The organism is Flavobacterium lipolyticum (assembly GCF_020905335.1).
GTDB lineage: Bacteria > Bacteroidota > Bacteroidia > Flavobacteriales > Flavobacteriaceae > Flavobacterium > Flavobacterium lipolyticum.
In genome coordinates, this window is sequence record NZ_JAJJMN010000001.1 from 569,544 (window position 1) to 593,640 (window position 24,097).

Consider the following 24,097-nt stretch of genomic DNA (forward strand, 5'->3'; position numbering starts at 1 on the left):
CTAAATTATGAAATTGTTTTTGGATAATCATTTTATTGCGAAAATTAAAACCTGTTCTTTGGCAATAACTGTCTTGCTGCTCACCTATTCCTGTGCGACTCATAAAGCACAATATGGTAAAAATGTCAGTGCTAACGAAACGGAAAACGCAACAGATACCATAAAAATTGCACACACTTTTTATTTAGTGGGTGATGCCGGAAACGCCGACGAAGAAAAAGCACAGCAAACTCTTGAACTACTGCACCAAAAGCTAAAAAAAGCGAATAAAAAATCGACCTTGCTTTTTTTAGGAGATAATATCTATCCGAAAGGTTTTCCTGCCCATAATGAGGGGCCGGAAAAGGCTTTGGCCGAAACGAAACTGACCAATCAATTAAAACTTACCGAGGGATTTAAGGGAAAAACGATTGTCATTCCCGGAAACCACGATTGGTACAATGGCATCAAAGGCCTTGAACTTCAGGCTGAATTTGTTACTAAATATTTAAACGATAAAAAAGCCTTTTTACCCCGAAAAAGCTGCGCTATCGAAGCTGTTAAAATAGACAGTACAACTGCTTTAGTAACGATTGACAGTGAATGGTTTCTGGAAGACTGGAACAACCACCCTACTATAAATGACAATTGTGATATTAAAACCAGAGAAGATTTCTTTGACGAACTGGAAAGTGTTCTTAATAAAAATCAGGAGAAAACAGTCATTCTTGCCCTACATCACCCCCTTATGAGCAACGGATCCCATGGCGGTCAATATTCGCTGGAAAAACAACTGTTCCCTCTGGAACAAAAAATTCCGCTTCCGGTAATTGGTTCCTTTATTAATTTACTGCGAAAAACTACAGGTGCCAGTCCTCAAGACATTCAGAACAAACAATATACTGCTTATGCCAAGCGCATTAAAACGCTGCTGCAAAAACAAAAAAATGTGATTGTAGTTTCCGGCCACGATCATAATCTGCAGTATGTCAACAAGGAAAATATTAAGCAGATTATTAGCGGTGCGGGATCAAAATCCGAAGCTGCAAGGGCCATTAATTCAAATGATTTCTCTTATGGAGGAAACGGTTATGCTACCTTAACTTTATTCAAAAGCGGAGATGCGAAAGTTTCTTTCTTCGGAAATGAAAACAACCACGAGAAGCTACTTTTTGAGCGGGAAATCATAAAGGCCAAAGAAATCAACTGGGCTGCTGATATTCCGAATAATTTCCCTCCTAAAATTACGACTTCTATCTATTCTCAAAAAATGACTCAGAAAAGTCTGTTTCATAAGTTTCTCTTCGGAAACCACTATAGAAAATATTACAGCTTACCTATTGAGGCTAAAACCGCAACTTTAGACACTTTAATGGGAGGTCTGAAACCCATTCGTGAAGGTGGCGGACATCAGTCTAAATCTTTAAGAGTATCGGATCCTAAAGGCCGTGAATATGTAATGCGTGCTATGAAAAAAAGTGCTACACAATTTTTACAATCTGTAGCTTTTAAAGATCAGTACATTGTTAATGATTTTGAGAATACCTATGCAGAGAATTTCTTATTGGACTTTTATACTACTTCACATCCGTATACTCCCTTTGCAGTAGGCAATCTGGCTGATAGAATAGGGCTGGCACACAGCAACCCGATTTTATATTACATTCCGAAACAAAATACTTTAAAAGAATTCAATTCGAATTTTGGAGATGAATTGTACATGGTTGAAGAAAGGCCTGCCGACAATCATCTGGAAGGGAAGAACTTTGGAAATCCAACCAATATTATCAGCACATCTGACATGATGAAAAACCTGCATAAAGATGAAAAATATACCGTTGACGAAAACGAATATATAAAAGCCCGTTTGTTTGACATGCTTATTGGCGATTGGGACCGACACGACGACCAATGGCGTTGGAGAGAATATAAAAAAGACGGAAAGGTAACTTACAAACCTATTCCCAGAGATCGCGATCAGGCTTTTTCGAAATATGACGGAACTTTGCTTGCACTGTTGATGAACATTCCTGCACTGCGCCACATGCGTACTTTTAAAGACAAAATCGACAATGTAAAATGGCTTAACAGAGAACCTTACCCGCTTGACTTGGCCTTTTTAAAAACTGCCGAAGAAAAAGACTGGATTGCTCAGGCAAAATACATTCAGGAAAATTTATCGGATACGGATATTGACAATGCTTTTAAAAGTCTACCAAAAGAGGTTCAGGACGAGACGATTAAAGACATTCAACAGAAATTGAAAAGCAGAAAAAAAGACCTTCAAAAATATGCGTCCCAATACTTTGACGTTTTGAGTCATACTGTAATGATCGCCGGAACAGATAAAAAAGACAAGTTTGTAATTCGCCATAGCGCCAAAAAAACACTCGAAATTCAGGTATTCAGAGTTAAAAAAGAGGGCGACGAATTGATATACACTAAAACCATTACCGATGCTAAAACTTCCAACTTATGGATTTACGGTTTAGATGATAATGATACTTTTCAGGTAACCGGCAATGCAAAATCGAAGATAAAAATTCGGTTAATTGGCGGACAAAACAATGATACCTATAACATCGAAAACGGAAAAAGAGTGATCGTTTATGATTTTAAATCAAAACAAAATACCTATAATCTGGATTCAAAAACCGGAACTCAACTAACAGACGATTACGACGTTAACCTTTACAATTACGAAAAACCAAAATATAATGTGATTTCAGGGCTTCCGAATATGGGGTACAATCCTGACGATGGTGTAAAGCTTGGTTTTAATCTGAACTATACCGTAAACAATTTCAAACAAAACCCTTACACACAAAAACATGTGTTAAACGGTTTTTACTACTTCGCAACGGAAGGTTTTGAATTGAATTACGCCGCACATTTTCCAGGCTTGCTTGGCAAGTGGGTTATTGATGTTGAATCGCAATATACAACTCCAAATTTTACGGTGAATTATTTCGGATATGGGAATGAAACAATCAATAATACAGAGCAATTCGGAATGGATTACAACCGCGTTCGCATTCAGAAGTTTAATGTTTCAGCGGCGATCCGACATGTTGGGCGATATGGAAGCGAGTTTAGCATCCAGCCCATGTTTCAACAAATGAGAGTAGAAGAAACTAAAAACCGATTTATTGATATTCCAAACATCATTAATCCGGAAATTTTTCAAAGTCAGACCTTTGGTGGTGCGAAAATCAAGTACCATTTCAAAAACTCCGACTTTGCTGCAAAACCTACTTTGGGAGTTACTTTCATGATCTCGGCAGCGTGGTTAGCCAATCTAAATGAAACCAGGCAAAACTTTCCGACTCTTGAAAGTCTTTTAGGATTTACGCATAAAATTGATTCTAACGGAAAGCTGGTTTTGGCCACTCTTTTAAAAGGAAAAGCGATCCTAAATAACAATTACGAATTTTATCAGGGTGCGTCTTTAGGAGGCGATACAGACTTACGCGGTTATCGAAACGAACGCTTTCTGGGAAGTTCTTATTTTTCGCAAAGTACTGATTTACGTCTTAGCATTGGTAAAATCCAAAAAACAATTGCTCCGTTAACCTACGGAATACTGGGTGGTTTTGACTATGGAAGAATCTGGCTTGACGGTGAAAATTCCCAAAAATGGCATCAGGATTATGGCGGCGGACTTTGGCTGAACGCGATCAATGTGCTAACCGCAAGAATCACTTATTTCAAATCTCCTGACGAAACAGGAAGAGTCATTTTTGGAGCGGCTTATAGTTTTTAACTAGAGGTTCTGAGATGCTGAGTTACTAAGGTTCTAAGTTTTTTTGCCATGAATTTCCCCTTTAACTTAGCACCTCAGAACCTAAGCGCCTTAGTCCCTTTTTATTTTAGCTTAAACTCATAAACATTGCCTCCTGTTTTATTTGCCTTTTCATCGGCAATCAATAAAGTAGTGTTGTCTTTAAAAACGATAGCTTCTTTTTGCGAAAAGTGATCCAATTTAATCTCCGTTTGTGATCCTTTATGGAACCAATCATTTTTATACCCTTTAAACAAAACGATTTTATCATGACTCAGCAAAGCTACTTTTTTACCATCAGGGCTAATGGTTGCACTGGTTAAAACACAATGATTGTAATTATCACAAGTCTTAAACTCCCCTATTTTAATCGCCTTCTGAGTTCCCGGAGCATTTAAAATTTTATAAATAAAGGCAGTTCCATCGAAATTCTTACTACGGTTTTTGGTAAACAGATAAAAATAATTCCCGTGCTCAAAAAAGCCTTCGACATCATAGAACATTTCTTTTTTCTTCGGAGGAAATTCCTTTTGTTCCGGGTAAGAAAATGAAACCTTATACTCTGCCACTGCTGAATCTTTATTCAACTGATTCTTATTGACTTTATAAATACACAAATCTTTGCGCTCGTTGTCGTTATTTCCAAAATCTCCAATGTAAATATTCCCGCTTTTGTCTTTGGTAATATCTTCCCAATCTACATTAGTTGCATTTGAAACAACAATCGATTTGGCAATCTTCCCGTCCGATTTTATCGCATAAATTTCATTTTTATTACCACTGTCTTCTATCGCATAAATTAAATTCGTTTCAGGAAAATAAGTAATTCCCGAAACTTCTTTTAGCTTCTTCGGAAGGGCGTACAACGTTTTTAAATTTGAATTGGATTGTTGCTGACAAGCCAGTAAGGCAATAGAAGCCCCGAGTAAAAAAAATTTTTTCATAATATCTTCTTTTAATATTTAACCTAACTAAAACCTGCTAACAACCCAACATCTTTATGGAGTGCAGTATTTAAGGTAGGTTTGTATTTTTAAAATTGCGTGTAATAAATTCAAAAGCGGCAAACATAATATGTCCCATAGATTTGGCATTTTTGAACTTCATATCATTGGTATAACGGTACAATTCCATTTTTAGTTGATTCAGATGCTCTTCTGTCGAAATCGTATCGTGACACATAATGTTCAGCAATTTTTTGATTCTGGTTTCGGCAGAATGGATACGTTTCGCCAAAATCGCTCTTTCCTCGTCCTTGTACTGAATAATTGACCGGTCCTCCAGTTTTTCTTTAATCAATTTGATCATCGGATAATTTTCTTTGAAAAACTGCGGGCGATACACTTTAAAGTTCCCTTCATAACATTGCTGATCAAAATCAATTGGACGGATTTTATAAACTACCTGATCGAAGTCATGAATGGGAACAATCACATAATTGTAAGCACGCATATCCCCCAAAAGCCTGATCATACAGCGTTCGTTGAACTTCACAAATTCTTTTGCAATTTGCGACTTTTCCATTTCCGTACAACTGTCTAATAAAGTATCCATAAAAACGTCACCCGGGATTCCGATAATATGCTCTTCAATTAAAGTATCCTTAAAAACCAAAAAGTTGATTTTATCCGGTGAGAGAATATCCTCCAGCTCTAATCCGTAAATTCTTGAAGCATCTGCTTTTTTGATATAAAAATGAACATAATTATCATTGAGAATATTACGCACTTTTATCCGGAAAGGTTTAGAATTTCCAAAAGTACAGTAATCAATTGCATCAATATTCAAATACTGAATGATCTCGTTATTTCCATCAGAATGCAAAAGAGAATAGATTTTTTTCAGATTCAAATCGATCTCATTTCTCTCAAACTCGCTGTAATACACTCTGATCCATAAAGTATCCGTTTCATTTTTATCATAAACGTTAACCGAACCTGAAAATCGCAATAGATCATCATAGAACACCGATACTTTCGAAATACGTTCGTATCGCTCTAAATAACTAAGAAGAGACGGCATTAAAGGATAGGACGGTTTTTTCAAAACCATTAAAGGTTCGCTCATATTTTTGAATATCTTTAGTACAAATTTAAATGAATAGCATCATATAAATAAATTTAGCGTAACAAAATAAAAGTTGAATCGTCTTACATAAAACTAAAACCGAAATAAATTTGGAAACCATACTTACTATCGAGAATCTTCACAAAAGATACGGCCGTATTCAGGCCTTAAAAAATGTATCTTTTGAAATACAAAAAGGCCACGTTTATGGCATATTAGGCCCTAACGGAAGCGGTAAATCGACCACTTTAGGAATTGTCCTGAATGTTGTGAACAGAACTTCGGGAAACTATACCTGGTTTGGAGGAAAGGTACAAACACATGAAGCACTAAAAAAAGTAGGCGCCATCATCGAAAGACCCAACTTTTACCCGTACATGACTGCCGAAGAAAACCTGAAACTGGTTTGCAAAATAAAAAGCATCAATTATTCTAAGATCAGTGAAAAACTTGATTTAGTTGGGCTATCCGAGAGAAAAGACAGCAAGTTCAGCACCTTTTCTTTGGGAATGAAACAGCGTCTTGCCATTGCTTCGGCACTCTTAAATGATCCGGAAATTTTAATTTTAGACGAACCAACAAATGGTTTAGATCCACAGGGAATTCATCAGATCAGAGACATTATTCGAAAAATTGCGTCACAAGGAACCACTATTTTACTGGCCTCTCATCTTTTGGACGAAGTAGAAAAAGTATGTTCGCATGTAGTTGTTTTACGTAAAGGAGAAATTTTATACTCTGGTTCAGTAGACGGAATGTCAGCCAATGATGGTTTCTTTGAACTTCAGTCTGATGATAATCTGGCGTTGAAAACCATATTGGAAACACATCCGGCAGTTGAAAAAATCACCGAAGAAGACGGGAAAATCCTGGTTTATTTACACTCTGATTTATCCGCTTCAGAACTCAATCATTTTCTGTTTTCTAAAAATATCGCTTTGAGCCATCTGGTAAAACGCAAAAACAGTTTAGAAGCGCAATTTTTAGAATTAACCAAGAACGCCATTATCCAAAACAACTAAACCATGAACAGACTAATTTCTATAGAACTACAAAAAATCTGGAAAAACAAAGCCAGCCGCATCCTCACTTTAACTTATTTCATACTGCTTTCGTTTATCGCTTTAATGGCTTCGATCAAATTTGACATAGGTCCATTTAAATTCCATTTGGCAGAAATGGGTATTTTCAACTTCCCTTTCATTTGGCATTTCAATTCTTATGTAGCCGCCTTACTTAAACTTTTCCTCGCAATCGTTATTGTTTCTATGATGGCCAATGAATACAGTTACGGAACTTTAAAACAAAACCTGATTGACGGTTTAAGCAAAAAAGAATTCGTTCTGTCCAAGTTCCTGACAGTCGTACTGTTTGCATTAGCCTCTACCCTTTTCGTATTTGTCATGAGCTTAATTCTTGGACTGTGCTTTTCATCCTATACCGAATTTGATGTGATTATGATGGATTTAGACTATCTTCTTGCCTTTTTCGTAAAACTCATTGGCTTCTTTGCATTCTGTTTATTTTTGGGAATTTTGGTAAAACGTTCGGCTTTTGCCTTGGGTTTTCTTTTGGTTTGGAGTATAACAGAAGGAATTGTGAAAGGAATTTTGATCTTTAAAATTTTCCCTGAAAGTTCAGTAGGCCAGACAATAATGAATTTTTTCCCGTTGGAAGCTATGGCAAATCTAATCATTGAGCCTTTTTCAAGATTATCAGTAATTCGTTCAATAGGAACACAAATTGGGGTAGAAAATACCAAAGATTATGGTGTACACTATACCTCGGTTATAATCGTTTTGATCTGGACCTTCTTATTTGTTTACTTCTCATACAAGCTATTAAAAAAGAGGGATTTGTAGTATATTTGCTGTACTATGAACTATTTTAAAATCTTATCACTAGTCTATTTTGTGTGTTTGCTCTCTATAAAAGTAAACGCACAAAATATTAGTGTAGACGACACCAGAACCCCTGAAGATTTAGCAAAAAATGTTTTAATCAACAGCGCTTGTATCAATGTTAGCAGTGTTAATGCAACCGGAAACCCTGCCAATACTGGTAAAAGTTATGCTTACTTTAATTCAGGTGGAGGTAGTTTTCCCTTTTCAGGAGGTATTGTTTTAAGTACATCACCAAGTTCAAATGCTTCAGGTCCATTTATAAGATCAAACTCTATAGGCATTACAAACGATAAGTGGCTGGGTGACTCAGACTTAAATCAGGCCTTAAACAATAACAGGAGTAAACAGGCAACTGTGCTCGAATTTGATTTTATTGCTTTAGCCAACTCCATCAGCTTTAATTATATTTTTGCTTCAAACGAATATCAAACATACTATCCCTGCATCTATTCTGATGGTTTTGCTTTTTTAATAAAAGAAGCAGGCACTAGCGATCCTTATAAAAATTTAGCCGTCTTACCCAATACAACAACCCCGGTTTCTTCTACAACCGTTCATACTAAAATCGAACCCGTTTTTGCCAATGGCACCAATCATCAGGGATGTGACCCTTTAAATGAAAGTTTTTTCAATGGCTACAACACCACTAATAGCCCCATAAATTATGCTGGACAAACTGTAGTTATGAATGCTTATACAGATGTAATTCCCAACAAAAAATACCATTTAAAACTGGTAATTGCTGACGATCCGACCGGGCAATACAACTCGGCTGTTTTTATAGAAGCAGGTAGTTTTGTCTCTAGAATAAATCTTGGAAACAACAGGACAATTGCCGATAAAAATCCGGCCTGTTTTGGAGAAAGTATCGTCTTAGATACACAGCTCGACAGCAATCTTTACACTTTTAAATGGTTTAAAGAAACTACCACTAATAACTATGTAGAAATTTCTCCGGCAGAAACCGGTTCTGCTTATACTGTAAATACGACAGGGAATTATAAAGTTGAAGCCACACTAATAGGAACAACTTGTGTTGCCACCGGAAAAAGTAAAATTGAGTTTGCTCCTGAAATTCTGTCCACCAATACCACATTAGTACAATGTGATGATGACACCGACAGAATATCAATCTTCGACCTTACAAAGGCCGCTAATATTGTTAAAAACAATGTTGCTGAAACGCTGATCAAAGGATACTACGAATCACTAGCTGATGCTCAAACTAAAACGAATCCAATCTCAACTCCTGAAAAGTACACTAATAAATCCCAAAATCAGGTCATTTACGTCCGACTTGAAAACCAATACGGCTGTAGTAAAACTGTAGAAGTGACGTTGCAAATTTCCAACACCACAATTGCCCCTCAAAATCCATTTGCAACTTGCGACAGAGATGACAAACAAGATGGATTTTATCAATTTGATCTTAATACACAGGTAACCCCTCAACTTTCGACAGGTTTACCTCCAGGCATCACTTTCAGTTATTTTTTAAATGCAAATGATGCTCTGACAGCTACAAATACATTACCTAATATCTTTAAAAACACTACCGCTTTTACCCAAACTATTTATGCTAAAGCCACAAATGGGCCCGATTGTTACGACATTCTTCCCATAACTCTTGTTGTAAATACTTTTGATCCCGCTAATTTTCAAGACGAATCAAAATACCTGTGTAAAGGGGAGCAGATTACTCTGGATGTCGCCACTGGTTTTACCAGCTATTCATGGAATACCGGCGCTTCCTCAAGCTCCATTACTGTAAACACAGTAGGTGATTATTCAGTACTCGTACAAGATACTAACGGCTGTGAAAAAACCAAAAAATTCAAAGTAATACTCTCCGAACCTGCACTTATAACCAGCGCAGACACAAAAGATTTCTCTGGTGATGAAAATTCTGTTTTAATTCAATACACAGGGGTTGGTAATTATGAATTTTCATTGGATGGAAGTGTTTTTCAGGATGCTCCATTATTCACTAATGTCAAACCCGGGGTTTACAATACTATCGCAAGAGATAAAAATGGCTGCGGAATATCGAACCAATATAAAGTTTACATAGCAGACTATCCGAGATTTTTCACTCCAAACGGAGATGGTTATAATGATTTATGGCTAATTAAAAACTCCGACCAGCTTCCGGCTTTTAAAATCTTCATTTTTGACCGTTACGGAAAATTACTCAAACAAATGGATCAAAATACTCTGGGCTGGAATGGCCAGTTTAACAACCAGCAATTGCCTTCAGATGACTATTGGTTCAACCTTCAATTTGTTAACGGCAGAGTCATAAAAGGTCACTTCAGCTTAAAAAGATAAAAACTTAGCACTTCTTATTCCGGAAATCTGCAAAGAAATTCCTGTTCGAAAATTCCAAGACAAAAAAAAAGCCAAATCCCACTAATTGGAATTTGGCTTTTTATATTGAATTTTAAACTCCTTAGAATTTAAATCTTTTTCTATCAGTTTCTGTCAAATAGATTTTTCTCAAACGAATAGATTTTGGAGTAACCTCTACATATTCATCTTTTTGAATGTACTCTAATGCTTCCTCTAAAGAGAAAATGATTGGAGGAATAATTCTCGCTTTATCATCTGCTCCGGAAGAACGAACGTTAGATTGTTTTTTCTCTTTCGTTACGTTAACACACATATCATCACTACGAGAGTTTTCTCCAATTACCTGACCTTCGTAAATTTCGGCATTTGGTTCAACAAAAAACTTACCACGATCTTGTAATTTATCAATAGAATAAGGAATAGCTTTTCCTTTTTCCATAGAAATTAACGAACCTTTGTTACGTCCGGCAATTTCTCCTTTATAAGGCTCATATCCAATGAAACGGTGTGCCATAATAGCCTCACCAGCTGTTGCAGTAAGCAATTGGTTACGCAATCCAATAATTCCACGTGATGGAATATTAAATTTAACAATCATACGTTCCCCTTTAGTTTCCATACTCAACATTTCACCTTTACGCATGGTAACAAACTCTACCGCTCTACCTGAAAGATTCTCTGGCAAATCGATTGTTAATTCCTCAATTGGCTCACATTTTTTACCATCAATTTCTTTGATGATAACTTGTGGCTGACCAATTTGTAACTCATACCCTTCTCTTCTCATTGTTTCAATAAGAACAGATAAGTGAAGTACTCCACGACCAAAAACCATGAATTTATCAGCAGAATCAGTTTCACCTAACTTCATCGCAAGGTTTTTCTCTAATTCTTTTGTCAATCTTTCTCTAATGTGACGAGAAGTTACAAATTTACCTTCTTTACCAAAGAAAGGAGAGTCATTAATAGTAAACAACATACTCATTGTTGGCTCATCAATAGCAATAGATGCTAAACCTTCAGGATTTTCAAAATCAGAAATAGTATCACCAATTTCGAAACCTTCAACACCAACAATAGCACAAATATCTCCTGCAATTACTTCTGTTACTTTTTTACGTCCAAGACCTTCAAAAGTATGTAATTCCTTAATTCTCGATTTTGTTACGGCACCATCTCTTTTTACCAAAGAAATTGGCATTCCTTCTTTTAAGATACCTCTTTCTAAACGACCGATAGCAATACGTCCTGTAAAAGCAGAGAAATCTAAAGATGTAATCAACATTTGAGGATTTCCTTCTGAAACTTTAGGAGCAGGTACATTATCAACCACCATATCCAATAATGCTTCAACATTATCCGTTACGTTTTCCCAGTGGTCAGACATCCAGTTGTTTTTAGCAGAACCATAAACGGTTGGAAAATCCAACTGCCATTCTTCAGCACCTAATTCAAACATTAAGTCAAAAACTTTTTCATGAACTTCTTCAGGAGTACAGTTTTCTTTGTCCACTTTATTGATAACTACGCAAGGCTTAAGACCTAAGTCAATCGCTTTTTGTAATACGAAACGAGTTTGTGGCATTGGGCCTTCAAAAGCATCCACTAGCAAACATACACCATCGGCCATGTTCAATACACGTTCTACTTCACCTCCAAAATCCGCGTGGCCAGGAGTGTCAATAATATTGATTTTTGTTCCTTTATATTGAACTGATACGTTCTTTGAAGTAATAGTAATACCTCTCTCACGCTCTAAATCGTTATTATCAAGAATTAAATCACCTGTGTTTTCGTTGTCACGAAATAATTGACAGTGATACATAATTTTATCAACCAAAGTGGTTTTACCGTGATCGACGTGGGCAATAATTGCAATGTTTCTAATAGATTCCATCTGTGATTTTTAATGGGTGCAAAGGTACACTTTATTTTGATATAAAAAACGTTTCTGCGATAGTTTGCGTAGAGACAAGTAATTAGTCACCCAAAAACAATGTAAATTTAAGTCTAATTTGAACTTTTGTTATTGTTTAATTATAGTTAATTTAACTATATTTGAGTGATGAAAAGTAAAACTCTCCAAATTACTCTAGTTTATATTATCATATCGTTATTTGTGGCAATCATCTGTCATAAATTACTTACGACTTACTTTTCAAAGACCGATTACTACACTGTTTTTTTTTTAAAGGACATTTTTTTCATCCTTAGCACTGCACTGTTTTTCAGATACATACTTTCTAAAAATGAGAAAAAAAACATTACTATTTTCAAAAAATTAAAGGAAACAAACGAAGAAATAAAGGAATCAAACGAAAAATATGACATTGTAGCCAAAGCAACAAGTGACACCATTTGGGATTGGAAAATCCAAGAAGACAGCATCAATTGGAACAAAGGAATAGAAAACGTTTTTGGGTACAATCCGGCAGAAGTTGGTAAGACATCCAAATGGTGGTTTGACAAGATTCACCCGGAAGATAGCATCAGAATGTCTATCAAACTATACTCTTTTATAGAACAAAAAACAGAAAAATGGCAGGATCAGTATCGTTTTAAATGCGCCAATGGAAGTTACAAATATGTTCTGGACAGAGGTTTTCTACTCAAAGATGAAAACGGAAGAGCCATCAGAATGATTGGAGCCATCCAGGACATCACCAAACAAAAGGAAGAAGAGCAGCGTTTAAGACTTTTAGAAACTGTAATTACACAATCTAAAGACTCCATATTAATAACAGAAGCTAATTCCCCGGATCGAAAAATACCTAAAATTGTTTACGTCAACCCTGCTTTTTCGCAAATGTCAGGATACATGTCAAATGAAATAATTGGAAAATCACCCAACATCTTCAAAGGCCCAAAATCCGATTCAGAAGAATTAAAAAAACTCTTAAGAGCTATAAAAAACGAAGAAGAGTGCCTAATTGAAACTATAACCTATACTAAATCAAAAGAAGAATACTGGGTAAGATTCTCCATGATCCCTATTTTCAATACCGAAGGCATCATTTCACACTGGATCTCCATTCAAAGAGACATTACCGATGAAAAGAAACTAGAGACAGAAAAAGAACACTTAATTAGAGAATTAACTCAAAACAACAAAGACTTAAAACAATTCTCCTACATCACCTCACACAATTTACGTGCGCCACTATCCAATTTAATCGGACTATTAAACCTTATTGAGGACATACCTGTCGAAAACGAAGAACTCGAAGAAATCCTGTCCGGTTTTACGAAATCAACACATTTGCTAAACGAAACCATTAACGACTTAGTAAAAGTAATCATCATCAAAGACAACCCTTCTATGCAAAAAGAAGAAGTCTCCCTACAAGAAGTTTTTGAAAATGTATTTAGCCAGCTATCGTTTCAAATCGAACTACACAAACCCATTATCAAACTCAAATTCGACAAAGTCCCATTACTAAACACAAACAAAGCTTATATCGAGAGCATTTTACTAAACCTACTTACCAATTCCATCAAATACAAATCAGAAAACAGAAAACTAAAAATATCGATTACAGCAGAACAAGTCGACCAAAAAGCAGTTCTAACTTTCAAAGACAACGGAATTGGGATTGATTTAGAAAGAAACCGCGACAAAGTCTTTGGACTGTACCAACGATTCCACAACTACCCCGACAGTAAAGGACTGGGACTATATCTTGTAAAATCGCAAGTCGAAACTATGGGAGGAACCATCAGTGTTGATAGTGAAGTCAACAAAGGCACCACATTTACAATAACATTCAAAAACTAACTCATATGCTGGAGCAAATTTTATGTATAGACGATGATCCTATCACGTTGATGTTATGCAAAAAAGTAATTTCGAAATCATCATTCTCCAAAGAAATCATCACAGCTCAGAATGGCGAGGAAGCATTACACCATTTCAACACACTTAAATATACCAACAACAAAAACAAAGCAAACAAAAAACCGGAACTGATTTTTTTAGATCTAAACATGCCCGTAATGGGCGGTTGGGAATTCCTGGATCATTTTACCTCTCCGGCCTACAAAGAATTCAATACCGCTAATGTAATTGTCCTCTCCTCTACTATTGATCCTGAAGACTTGGCCAAGGCGAAAAAATACCCCATTATAATCGATTTCCTTTCAAAACCAATCACTCTTCCAATGCTGGAGTATCTTAAAAAGAAAATCGGAATCTAACCCTGGAATTTTAAATTTTAAATCCTAAATTCCAAGCCACAATCAAATACTATTGAACCTTAAAAAGCATCCCAATAATACAAACAAAAAAAAGTCCTCAAAAGAGGACTTTTTATATTTTTATCAAATTGCAATTAATTACAATTTAGCAACATGTTTAGTTAACTTAGACTTCAAGTTAGAAGCTTTATTATCATGAATGATGTTCTTTTTAGCTAATTTATCAATCATAGAGATAACAGTTGATAATTTAGAAGATGCATCAGCTTTATCAGTAGCTAATCTTAACGCTTTAATAGCATTACGAGTAGTTTTATGCTGGTATCTGTTAAGAACTCTTCTTTTTTCGTTACTTCTGATTCTTTTTAATGCTGACTTATGATTTGCCATTTTCTTTTAATTTTTTAGATGTAATAATTATTATAAATACTAGTTAAAAAAGAAAAACCTCCCACAATTATAAAACAATCACTTTGGTTTTAACTAATAAAACAAAAATCGAGACACCAATTTTTATTTTACAAAACTTATTTACAACTAATTTTTTGTAGTCTGTAAGGGAATCGAACCCCTGTTACCAGGACGAAAGCCTGGAGTCCTAACCCCTAGACGAACAGACCATCATCGTACTAAGTTTTCTTCAATTTAAAGAAATTGAAATTTGTAGTCCGTGGGGGAATCGAACCCCCCTTACCAGGATGAAAACCTGGCGTCCTAACCGATAGACGAACGGACCATTACATCAAGTTAAATAACTTTGTCGCAGAAAAAAAAAGTAGTCCGTGGGGGAATCGAACCCCCCTTACCAGGATGAAAACCTGGCGTCCTAACCGATAGACGAACGGACCGTGTGTTTCTCTAATGCGGATGCAAAGATACATCTATTTTTTAGTTGCACAATAGCTGATGCAATTTTTTTTATTTTTTTTTAATATGCCTTAGCAAAAAGCACTCTTTTAGAAGATGGATTCCCAGTAAACACACAGGTTCCCGCTTCTTCAACAGCATCCAAAGGAATACAACGAATCGTTGCTTTTGTCAAGTCTTTTATCTTCTCTTCAGTAGCTGCGGTACCATCCCAATGAGCCGATATAAAACCACCTTTTCCATCTAAAATTTCTTTAAATTCCTCAAAGCTATTTACTTCCGTAATATGTGTATCACGATAACTCAATGCTCTATTGAATAAATCGACCTGAATCTGCTCCAAAAGATCATTTACATAATTTACAATTCCGTCATTAGAAACAACCTCTTTAGTCAATGTATCACGTCTGGCAACTTCAAAAGTTCCATTTTCCAGATCTTTTGGTCCGACCGCGATTCTAACTGGTACCCCTTTCAATTCCCATTCTGCAAACTTAAACCCAGGCTTCTGAGTCGTTCGGTCATCATATTTAACAGAAATCTTCAGCTTTCTTAATTTAGCCGTCAATTCATTAACTGCAGCCGTAATTTCTACCAACTGCTCGTCTGTTTTATAAATCGGAACAATCACCACCTGTATTGGCGCTAAATTTGGAGGCAATACCAATCCCTGATCATCAGAATGCGTCATAATCAACGCTCCCATCAAACGAGTCGAAACTCCCCATGAAGTTCCCCAAACATGCTCTTGTTTTCCTTCGGCGTTGGCAAACTTAACATCAAATGCCTTAGCGAAGTTCTGTCCTAAAAAGTGAGAAGTCCCTGCCTGCAATGCCTTTCCATCCTGCATCAAAGCTTCAATACAATACGTTTCATCAGCACCTGCAAAACGTTCTGTTTCGGTTTTAAAACCTTTTACAACCGGAATCGCCATAAAATTCTGTGCAAAATCAGCATACACATGCATCATTTTTTCAGATTCCTCTAAAGCTTCAGCTTTTGTAGCATGAGCCGTATGCCCTTCCTGCCACAAGAACTCAGCAGTTCTTAAAAACAAACGCGTACGCATCTCCCAACGCACCACATTTGCCCATTGATTAATCAACAAAGGTAAATCTCTGTAAGACTGCACCCAACCTTTATAAGTAGACCAAATAATAGCCTCACTTGTTGGACGAACAATAAGCTCCTCCTCCAATTTAGCATTTGGGTCTACAATAAGCTTTCCGGGTTTATCCAGATCATTCTTTAATCTATAATGCGTTACAACAGCGCACTCTTTTGCAAATCCTTCTGCATTTTTCTCTTCCGCTTCAAACATGCTCTTAGGCACAAATAAAGGAAAATACGCATTCTGATGTCCTGTTTCTTTAAACATTCGATCCAATTCCGCCTGCATTTTTTCCCAGATAGCGTATCCGTAAGGTTTAATAACCATACATCCTCTAACTCCTGAATTTTCAGCTAGATCCGCTTTTACAACCAGCTCGTTATACCATTTTGAATAATCTTCTGATCTTGTAGTGAGGTTCTTACTCATATCGAATAGTTTGGCACAAATTTTGTTTTAATAATTTTAACTAAATAGTTTGACAAAACTAACTATTTTTGTAATGTGCAACAATAAAAAACACCACAGATATGAAAACTTCTATTTCTTTCCGCCAAAACTCAAGTCATTTTTACTTAATTGGATTATTGAGTTTTCTATTAGCATCGTGTGGTTCTTACCAAAACACTTCCTACCATGACAACGATGGAATTTACGGAGGTTCACCAAGAACGTATGCTCAAGCAAATACCACAAATAATCAATATAAAGATTACTTTAGATCCTTACAAGACGACAATCAGCCAACGGAAATTTTTACAGATGTTGACAGCTATGGCAATTATGCTGTAAATGACAGCACAAAGACCGTTAGCAACTACCCTGCCTGGGGAAGCGCAACCACTGATGTTTCTGTAAATGTATATTCTAACCCTTCATGGTCGTTAGGATTTGGCTTTGGCTACGGATACCCTTACTATGGTTGGGGTTACGGAGGATACTGGGACAACTATTGGGGATACCCTGGCTACTGGGGAGGCGGATGGGGATATCCAGGATGGGGATACCCGGGATGGGGTTACCCTGGTTATTGGGGATCTGGTCACCGATATGGATACAACAACTACTCTTATAACTATGGAAGAAGAGGTTCTGCCGCTTATTACGGAGGAAGAAACTATTCTTCTGGAAGCTATGCCACAAACAGAAGCTACAACACCAACAGAACTTACAACTCTAACAGAGACTACACCAGTACTAACCGCAGCTATAACAGCAATAGAACCTACAGCACAAACAGAAGTGATTTCTCTGATTCAAGAAGAAATGCGTCTACAAACGGAAGAACCTACAACAACTCCTCACCAAACTTTACAAACAGAGGAAACTCAACTCAATACAATAGTACTGATTACAGCAACAGAAGATCATCAAGTAACTACAACACTAACAGAAGTTACAACTACAACAATAACAATTCTGCACCAACAAGAAGCTACTCTCCTAGCCCATCCCGTTCTATGAATAGCAGCGGTGGCGGTGGAGGAAGATCATATAGCGGCGGCGGTGGCGGCGGTGGAGGAAGATCATACAGTGGCGGAGGAGGCGGAAGAAGATAATCGCCTCTTTCGTTAATCACAAAATCAAACTAAAAACTATCCAAATGAAAAAAATATTATTCCTACTTATTACAGGACTAACTGCCAGCGTCTCACATTCTCAGGAAGTATCAGATGCTGTACGTTATGCACAAGACAATTTAACCGGAACTGCAAGATTCAGAGCCATGAGTGGTGCTTTTGGAGCCGTTGGAGGAGATTTCTCCGCTATTTCCGTAAACCCTGCAGGATCGGCAATATTCTCTAATAATCAGGTTGGAGTAAGTTTTAGCAATCAAAACATCAAAAACAACTCCAACTATTTTGAAACAGGAATTAGCGAAAGCAAAAATTCTTTTACACTCAATCAGGCAGGCGCTGTTTTTGTTTTTCACGATCACAACCCAAACAACAACTGGAAAAAAATTACGATTGGAGCCTCTTACGAAAACACCAATAATTTTGACAACAGAATTGTTTCAGTAGGAACAAACCCAACAAATTCTATTGACGGTTATTTTTTATCTTATGCCAATAACGGAAACGGAGGCGCACCAGTGCCACAAGAATTTGTAAACCTGGCAAATAACGAATCAATCAGTGACCTTTATCGCTATTTAGGTTCGAACTTACCAAATGGTCAATACCGAAATTTATCCGGATTCTCTGCACAACAAGCCATGCTAGGCTACCAGGGATTCGTCATAAACGCTTCTGACCCGAATAACCCGAACAGCACTTACACCACAAATGTACCTGCAGGAAATACCCCGGGGAAAGGAAATTATTACCAAGAAAATGAAATTTTCACGACTGGCTACAATAGTAAATTGAGTTTCAACATTGCAACTTCTTACAAAGACAGACTTTATTTAGGTGCTAATCTAAATGTACATATCACAGATTACAGAAGATCTAGTAGTTTCTACGAAGACAATGATAACCCAACACAAGCAACCCCAACGATATCAAGTTTACGCTTCAACAACAACCTTTATACCTACGGAAATGGCTTCTCTTTTCAACTTGGAGCCATCGCCAAAGTCACTAAAGAATTCCGACTTGGACTAGCTTACGAATCCAACACTTGGTACGAACTTTACGATGAACTTTCACAAAGTTTATACACAACATTACAAGCAACCGGTGGACAACCTATTAATAAAGCAGTTAATCCTGATGTCGTAAATATTTACGAACGCTACACCTTGCAAACACCAGGAAAAACCACTTTTAGTGCCGCTTATGTATTTGGAAAATCTGGATTAATCAGTATTGATTATGCAATTAAAGACTATAGCAATACCAAATACAAACCTGGCCGTGATTTTACAGGAATCAACAATCAACTAAGTGATCAACTGACCAATGCTGGTGAATTAAGAATAGGAGCCGAATACAAAATAAAACAATTGAGTTTACGTGGGGGATATCGTTTTGAAGAGAGTCCATACAAAGACGGAACTACGATTGGAGACTTAAGCAGTTACTCAGGTGGTTTAGGTTATAATTTTGGAGGCACTAAAGTAGATTTAGCCTATTCTTATTTAGAAAGAAAATCGAATCAGGGATTTTTTGCAACCGGATTTACTAATGGAGCAAACGTTACCTCAAAACTAAACAACGTTACGCTTACTTTATTATTTGAATTGTAATTAAAAATAAATAGAATGAATTAAAATCTCCGTCAGGCTCTTACTTGACGGATTTTTTTTACCCAGATAGAAGCGACTTCCTTTTGTGTCCGCCGCTGCGAACACAAAAGATATGGCAAACAGCAGGATAAGCTTCATAAAAATCACCTAAAAGAAAAGGAAACAAGCGGTGTTTGAATAAAAAAGTGTAATTTTGCACTCCAATTTATAAAAGTATGAGAACCAAGTCTTTAAAAAAGAACAAAATTAACGTAATCACTCTTGGGTGTTCGAAAAATGTATATGACAGTGAAGTGCTAATGGGACAACTTCGCGCTAATGGCAAAGAAGTACAACATGAGGCACCTGCTAAGGAAGAAGGAAACATTATTGTGATCAACACTTGCGGTTTTATTGACAACGCCAAAGCAGAGTCGGTAAACATGATTTTGGAATATGCTGATAAAAAAGACAAAGGATTAGTAGATAAAGTTTTCGTTACCGGATGTTTGTCTGAACGTTACAGACCGGATTTAGAAAAGGAAATCCCAAATGTCGATCAATATTTTGGTACAACTGAATTGCCTCAGCTGCTTAAAGCTCTTGGTGCTGACTATAAACACGAGCTACTGGGAGAGCGTTTGACTACAACTCCAAAGAATTATGCTTATTTGAAAATTGCGGAAGGCTGCGACAGACCTTGCAGTTTTTGTGCCATTCCGTTAATGAGAGGTTCGCATGTTTCGCAACCGATCGAAAAACTAGTTAAAGAGGCTCAAGGTTTAGCCAAAAATGGTGTAAAAGAATTAATTCTAATTGCTCAGGATTTAACTTATTATGGTCTTGATCTTTATAAAAAACGAAATCTTGCCGAACTTCTGGAAGCATTAGCCAATGTTGAAGGTATCGAATGGATTCGTCTTCATTATGCTTACCCAACAGGTTTCCCAATGGATGTTTTAGAATTAATGAAACGTGAGCCAAAAATCTGTAATTACATCGATATTCCGCTGCAACATATTTCTGATTCCATTTTAAAATCGATGCGTCGTGGTACTACTCAGGCGAAAACGACACAATTATTAAAAGATTTCCGTGCTGCAGTTCCGGGAATGGCAATCAGAACGACTTTAATTGTTGGATATCCGGGCGAAACTCAGGAAGATTTTGAGATTCTGAAAGATTTTGTTCAGGAAATGAAATTTGACAGAATGGGATGTTTTGCCTATTCTCACGAAGAAAACACACATGCTTATTTATTGGAAGATAATGTTCCGGACGATGTAAAACAGGCCCGTGCGAACGAGATCATGGAATTACAATCGCAAATTTCATGGGACTTAAATCAGGAAAAAGTAGGACAGGTTTTCAAATGTATTATTGATCGAAAAGAAGGGGCTCATTTTGTAGGACGAACTGAATTTGACAGTCCGGATGTTGATAACGAAGTTTTGATTGACGCTTCTAAGCATTATGTAAAAACAGGAGATTTTGTTAATATAAGGATAATAGAAGCGACAGAATTTGATTTATACGGAGAACCTGCTTAAATTTACGCTAAACAAGTATCAATTTTAGATAAAATACACTTTTATGAAACCAATACAATCTTTATTTATTTTGTTTTTTACCTTATTGTGTTTTAACTCTGTTTCAGCTCAATACGGAAATGGATACAATAACGGTTACGGTGGTGGCGGTTATGGTAATGGCTACGGAAGAGGTGGCGGAATGGGAATGGACAGAAGCATGATGGGTGGACCACAACCCAATACCAGTAAACCAAAAGAGGTACCTGTAGAGGAAACTGTCGGTAAAATTGTAGAACAAATGAAACCTGAAGTAAATCTCGACGAACTGCAAGTTATCGCTATTTCAAATGTTTTAGTAGACAGCATGAGAGAACAAGGGATTTTACTAAAAAATGAGAGCAGTAGCCAGGATCAAAAGATCGAACAAATTAAAGCATTAAGAGAAAGCACCACAAAAAAGATTACCGCTTTCTTAAATCCAGATCAGATCCCCAAGTACACTGCATTTATGGATAATTTTAAAGAGATCAAAAAGACCTCTAAATCAAAAAAGAAAAAAGATTCAAAAGATAGAGATTCAAAAGAAGTAAAAGAAGACTCTGAAACGATCAAAACTCAGGATTAGTTTTTTTCAACCTCACCTCAAAATACAAATACCACCATGGCAAAAAAACTTTTTTTTTACCTGATCTTAGCAATTATTATTACTTCTTGCTCTACAAATCCATATAAAAACACTGAAAAAGTTTACGATCAGCAGCTTAAAACTTTAGAAGGCCAAATTACCAGTAAAGAAGCTCAGCCAATTCCTGTAGTACCACGTATCGTTATTGATACGACTTATGCACAGCAGCTTGGCATTATAAAAGATACTTTATCAAAAACCGGCTCTACTTCTTTATTAAACGGCATACAGACAGAATGGATCGGAACAGTAAACTTTAACTTAAGAAAACCAAGTTTTATTATTATTCACCATACGGCTCAGGATTCACTTCAACAGACGATTAATACTTTTACCAAAACAAGAACTCAGGTGAGTGCTCACTACATCATATCTGAAAACGGAAAAGTAGTTCAAATGCTGAACGATTACTTGAGAGCATGGCATGCAGGAGCATCTACCTGGGGGAAAAATACAGATTTAAATTCTTCTTCTATCGGAATAGAGCTTGACAACAACGGTTTTAAACCTTTTACCGAGGCTCAGATCAGCAGTTTAGTGGCGCTATTAACGAAACTAAAGAAAGATTACAATATTCCAACTCAAAACATATTAGGACATTCTGATATTGCTCCGGGAAGGAAACAGGACCCAAGTGCCTTATTCCCTTGGAAAACTCTGGCCGAGAAAGGATTTGGAATCTGGTCAGACGAAATTCTCGAGGAAGCTCCTTTTGATTTTAAGATTGAACAGGCGCTAAGGATTATTGGATACAATACCAAGAATCTTTCAGCAGCTATTATGGCATTCAAATTACATTACATTCAAACTGATGTAACACCAACTTTGGATCGAAAAACAATAGATACCATTTATTCGATTTATAAAAAACAGCTTCAGTAATTTACACCTGAAGGTTAACCGCAATGAACGCTAAGATTTAAGGCAAGATTCGTAAAGTTTTTTCTCATTTTATGTCATTTCGACCGAAGGAAGAAATCGCACGCGGGATTCGACAAAGATTGGCAACATTCTGTGTCGAGTTTCTAATGCGATTTCTCCCTTCGGTCGAAATGACAAGCTTTTTGGTTATTTAATCTCAAAAGTATAAGCAAAACTCACACACAGAAAGCTTACCCATAACTCACATCTCCTCTAAAAAAATAAAAAAGCTGCCAAAACACAAGTATGTTTCGACAGCTCCAAAAAAAAAAAAAAAATATCAATCTTTATCTCTAGAAAGAGTATGTTGTAGCTATCAATCCGTAGAATGATCCTCCGGTTGGGGCAGCATCTTTATCTAAAAAAATATCCTCAGAGGCAGCGTCGTATCTTAACTCCGGAATAATAGTCAATTTCCCTACTTTATAATTCAAAGAAACGGTGTTTGCAAAAACATTTGATCCTGTTAATGTTCCTAAACTTGCCGCTGCTTTTTTTGCATCGAAATACTCCATTCTATAGGCCAGACTCAAATTTGGTTTGAAAGTATAATTGGCATACCCTACCAAAGCAAACCAATCACCATCGAGCGCACTGTCAATATCATTATTCGTTTTAGCGTACGTGGCATTAAACCCTAAAGAAAAGACATCCGTTATTGTTTTAGACGCTACAAAATCAATCTGTGTTTTATTTTCATCAGAAACCGGATTAGTACTTCCCGAAGTAAAATTCAAATAAGCACTACCGGTCTCTCCTATATACCCTACTTGTGCTATGTATGTTTTTTGACTTGAACCTGCATCCATTGCTGATTTAAAGTCGGTCGGATTGGTAATACCAAGCATAGCCGTGAACTTACCTGATGTGTATTGGGCTTTCAGACCTGTATTGAAAAACGGACCATAAGAAAAAGCATAAGACATGCTGTAATTTTTATTTCCGACAGCATCTAATACCTCATAACCTATATGTGTTCCGAAACTACCCGCTACAAACTTAAATTTATCGGTAACCTGATAGGTGAAGAATAATTGTTTAATCAAAAATTTTGCATTTATGTCTTTATCTGTAGTTTCGTTATAGGAGAACTCTCCTGCTCTTTTTCCAAAGCCCAGATCAACAAAGACAGCCCCTTTTCCAAAGCTATGTCCTGCCTGAACAGAAGCCATTCCTAATTCGAATGAATCCTGAGAATTGGTAAAACTCGTCAATCCGTTCATTTGTTTTGAAAAATCATATTTATAATAAGCATCTGCCGATCCTCCCCAAGTGGTCGCCGGTGAAGTCGCAGCTTCCTTTTCATCTTGAGCAAAAGCAAAAGAACTGGTTAACATCACGGCTAAAATGTGTACTACTTTTTTCATGTTTTAATTGGTTTTGGTTATTAATTGATTTTGGTTAGTTAATCTTTTATATAGGCAATTGAATACTATAAGTCACTTTTAAAACCTCTTATTCCCTCTAAAACCTCTTCATTTTCAGTAGCGAATTTATTAACTTTTGCATGAGTAAAAGAATTCAAATCTACTTTT

General features: G+C 36.5%; 17 protein-coding genes and 3 tRNA genes. 11 read left to right on the forward strand and 9 right to left on the reverse strand.

Annotated features, from left to right (window positions below; genetic code table 11):
- The first annotated feature begins 7 nt into the window (after positions 1-7).
- Complete coding sequence (locus LNQ34_RS02425; protein WP_229998563.1) at positions 8-3,742, forward strand: metallophosphoesterase; 3,735 nt, start codon at positions 8-10, stop codon at positions 3,740-3,742.
- Between the two features lie 101 nt (positions 3,743-3,843).
- On the opposite strand, the gene LNQ34_RS02430 is transcribed toward LNQ34_RS02425, so the two are convergent.
- Together LNQ34_RS02430 and LNQ34_RS02435 are read right to left on the reverse strand one after the other, a co-directional pair.
- Entirely contained in the window at positions 3,844-4,704 is an 861-nt protein-coding gene (locus LNQ34_RS02430) for an SdiA-regulated domain-containing protein (RefSeq protein WP_229998564.1), read from the reverse strand.
- A gap of 70 nt (positions 4,705-4,774) precedes the next feature.
- The gene (locus LNQ34_RS02435) at positions 4,775-5,827 is read right to left on the reverse strand and encodes a hypothetical protein (RefSeq protein ID WP_202700843.1); all 1,053 of its coding nucleotides are present in this window, start codon (positions 5,825-5,827) and stop codon (positions 4,775-4,777) included.
- A 110-nt stretch (positions 5,828-5,937) separates the two neighbouring features.
- Between LNQ34_RS02435 and LNQ34_RS02440 the strand changes: the two genes are divergently transcribed.
- The 3 genes from LNQ34_RS02440 to LNQ34_RS02450 are packed head-to-tail and all read left to right on the forward strand — an operon-like array spanning position 5,938 to position 10,059.
- The gene (locus tag LNQ34_RS02440; RefSeq protein ID WP_229998565.1) at positions 5,938-6,849 is read left to right on the forward strand and encodes an ABC transporter ATP-binding protein; all 912 of its coding nucleotides are present in this window, start codon (positions 5,938-5,940) and stop codon (positions 6,847-6,849) included.
- Between the two features lie 3 nt (positions 6,850-6,852).
- Positions 6,853-7,689 carry an ABC transporter permease gene (locus LNQ34_RS02445; RefSeq protein ID WP_229998566.1) on the forward strand — a complete coding sequence of 279 codons (837 nt, stop codon included), beginning with the start codon at positions 6,853-6,855 and terminating at the stop codon, positions 7,687-7,689.
- 15 nt (positions 7,690-7,704) lie between these two features.
- Positions 7,705-10,059, forward strand: coding sequence for a T9SS type B sorting domain-containing protein (locus LNQ34_RS02450; RefSeq protein ID WP_229998567.1), 2,355 nt, complete (start codon positions 7,705-7,707; stop codon positions 10,057-10,059).
- Positions 10,060-10,180: 121 nt separating this feature from the next.
- Here the strand turns inward: LNQ34_RS02450 and typA are convergent, their stop codons facing one another.
- Entirely contained in the window at positions 10,181-11,977 is a 1,797-nt protein-coding gene (typA, locus tag LNQ34_RS02455; RefSeq protein WP_202700847.1) for a translational GTPase TypA, read from the reverse strand.
- Positions 11,978-12,145: 168 nt separating this feature from the next.
- Between typA and LNQ34_RS02460 the strand changes: the two genes are divergently transcribed.
- Together LNQ34_RS02460 and LNQ34_RS02465 are read left to right on the forward strand one after the other, a co-directional pair.
- On the forward strand, positions 12,146-13,855 hold the full coding sequence (locus tag LNQ34_RS02460) for a PAS domain-containing sensor histidine kinase (RefSeq protein ID WP_202700848.1): 1,710 nt from the start codon (positions 12,146-12,148) through the stop codon (positions 13,853-13,855).
- Between the two features lie 5 nt (positions 13,856-13,860).
- Positions 13,861-14,274: a response regulator gene (locus LNQ34_RS02465; RefSeq protein WP_017495212.1), complete on the forward strand. Its 414-nt coding sequence runs from the start codon at positions 13,861-13,863 to the stop codon at positions 14,272-14,274.
- Between the two features lie 138 nt (positions 14,275-14,412).
- Here the strand turns inward: LNQ34_RS02465 and rpsT are convergent, their stop codons facing one another.
- The 5 genes from rpsT to proS form a co-directional block, all read right to left on the reverse strand.
- On the reverse strand, positions 14,413-14,664 hold the full coding sequence (rpsT, locus tag LNQ34_RS02470; protein ID WP_017495211.1) for a 30S ribosomal protein S20: 252 nt from the start codon (positions 14,662-14,664) through the stop codon (positions 14,413-14,415).
- 158 nt (positions 14,665-14,822) lie between these two features.
- Positions 14,823-14,894: transfer RNA gene (locus tag LNQ34_RS02475), tRNA-Glu, on the reverse strand.
- A 44-nt stretch (positions 14,895-14,938) separates the two neighbouring features.
- Positions 14,939-15,010 (reverse strand) — tRNA-Glu (locus tag LNQ34_RS02480).
- A gap of 40 nt (positions 15,011-15,050) precedes the next feature.
- Positions 15,051-15,122, reverse strand: a tRNA-Glu gene (locus LNQ34_RS02485).
- A gap of 80 nt (positions 15,123-15,202) precedes the next feature.
- Positions 15,203-16,681 (reverse strand): proline--tRNA ligase, encoded by a 1,479-nt coding sequence (proS, locus tag LNQ34_RS02490; RefSeq protein ID WP_229998568.1) that lies wholly within the window; start codon positions 16,679-16,681, stop codon positions 15,203-15,205.
- Between the two features lie 101 nt (positions 16,682-16,782).
- On the opposite strand from proS, the gene LNQ34_RS02495 reads away from it, so the two are divergent.
- The 5 genes from LNQ34_RS02495 to LNQ34_RS02515 all read left to right on the forward strand — a co-directional run bounded on the left by LNQ34_RS02495 (position 16,783) and on the right by LNQ34_RS02515 (position 22,523).
- Positions 16,783-17,811, forward strand: coding sequence for a hypothetical protein (locus LNQ34_RS02495; protein ID WP_202700850.1), 1,029 nt, complete (start codon positions 16,783-16,785; stop codon positions 17,809-17,811).
- Positions 17,812-17,855: 44 nt separating this feature from the next.
- Positions 17,856-19,445: an OmpP1/FadL family transporter gene (locus LNQ34_RS02500; protein WP_229998569.1), complete on the forward strand. Its 1,590-nt coding sequence runs from the start codon at positions 17,856-17,858 to the stop codon at positions 19,443-19,445.
- Positions 19,446-19,660: 215 nt separating this feature from the next.
- Complete coding sequence (gene rimO, locus LNQ34_RS02505; protein WP_229998570.1) at positions 19,661-20,974, forward strand: 30S ribosomal protein S12 methylthiotransferase RimO; 1,314 nt, start codon at positions 19,661-19,663, stop codon at positions 20,972-20,974.
- A gap of 43 nt (positions 20,975-21,017) precedes the next feature.
- The gene (locus LNQ34_RS02510) at positions 21,018-21,581 is read left to right on the forward strand and encodes a hypothetical protein (RefSeq protein ID WP_202700852.1); all 564 of its coding nucleotides are present in this window, start codon (positions 21,018-21,020) and stop codon (positions 21,579-21,581) included.
- Between the two features lie 36 nt (positions 21,582-21,617).
- A complete protein-coding gene (locus LNQ34_RS02515; protein WP_229998571.1) occupies positions 21,618-22,523 on the forward strand; it encodes an N-acetylmuramoyl-L-alanine amidase in 906 nt (301 codons plus the stop codon).
- Between the two features lie 332 nt (positions 22,524-22,855).
- Here the strand turns inward: LNQ34_RS02515 and LNQ34_RS02520 are convergent, their stop codons facing one another.
- On the reverse strand, positions 22,856-23,929 hold the full coding sequence (locus LNQ34_RS02520) for an outer membrane beta-barrel protein (protein WP_229998572.1): 1,074 nt from the start codon (positions 23,927-23,929) through the stop codon (positions 22,856-22,858).
- Positions 23,930-24,097: the final 168 nt, after the last annotated feature.

Bases quoted from the DNA above. Each gene is read 5' to 3' on its own strand.
- LNQ34_RS02425 (WP_229998563.1), top strand. From the start codon at position 8: ATGAAATTGTTTTTGGATAATCATTTTATTGCGAAAATTAAAACCTGT.
- LNQ34_RS02430 (WP_229998564.1), bottom strand. From the start codon at position 4,704: ATGAAAAAATTTTTTTTACTCGGGGCTTCTATTGCCTTACTGGCTTGT.
- LNQ34_RS02435 (WP_202700843.1), bottom strand. From the start codon at position 5,827: ATGAGCGAACCTTTAATGGTTTTGAAAAAACCGTCCTATCCTTTAATG.
- LNQ34_RS02445 (WP_229998566.1), top strand. From the start codon at position 6,853: ATGAACAGACTAATTTCTATAGAACTACAAAAAATCTGGAAAAACAAA.
- LNQ34_RS02450 (WP_229998567.1), top strand. From the start codon at position 7,705: ATGAACTATTTTAAAATCTTATCACTAGTCTATTTTGTGTGTTTGCTC.
- typA (WP_202700847.1), bottom strand. From the start codon at position 11,977: ATGGAATCTATTAGAAACATTGCAATTATTGCCCACGTCGATCACGGT.
- LNQ34_RS02460 (WP_202700848.1), top strand. From the start codon at position 12,146: ATGAAAAGTAAAACTCTCCAAATTACTCTAGTTTATATTATCATATCG.
- LNQ34_RS02465 (WP_017495212.1), top strand. From the start codon at position 13,861: ATGCTGGAGCAAATTTTATGTATAGACGATGATCCTATCACGTTGATG.
- rpsT (WP_017495211.1), bottom strand. From the start codon at position 14,664: ATGGCAAATCATAAGTCAGCATTAAAAAGAATCAGAAGTAACGAAAAA.
- proS (WP_229998568.1), bottom strand. From the start codon at position 16,681: ATGAGTAAGAACCTCACTACAAGATCAGAAGATTATTCAAAATGGTAT.
- LNQ34_RS02495 (WP_202700850.1), top strand. From the start codon at position 16,783: ATGAAAACTTCTATTTCTTTCCGCCAAAACTCAAGTCATTTTTACTTA.
- LNQ34_RS02500 (WP_229998569.1), top strand. From the start codon at position 17,856: ATGAAAAAAATATTATTCCTACTTATTACAGGACTAACTGCCAGCGTC.
- rimO (WP_229998570.1), top strand. From the start codon at position 19,661: ATGAGAACCAAGTCTTTAAAAAAGAACAAAATTAACGTAATCACTCTT.
- LNQ34_RS02510 (WP_202700852.1), top strand. From the start codon at position 21,018: ATGAAACCAATACAATCTTTATTTATTTTGTTTTTTACCTTATTGTGT.
- LNQ34_RS02515 (WP_229998571.1), top strand. From the start codon at position 21,618: ATGGCAAAAAAACTTTTTTTTTACCTGATCTTAGCAATTATTATTACT.
- LNQ34_RS02520 (WP_229998572.1), bottom strand. From the start codon at position 23,929: ATGAAAAAAGTAGTACACATTTTAGCCGTGATGTTAACCAGTTCTTTT.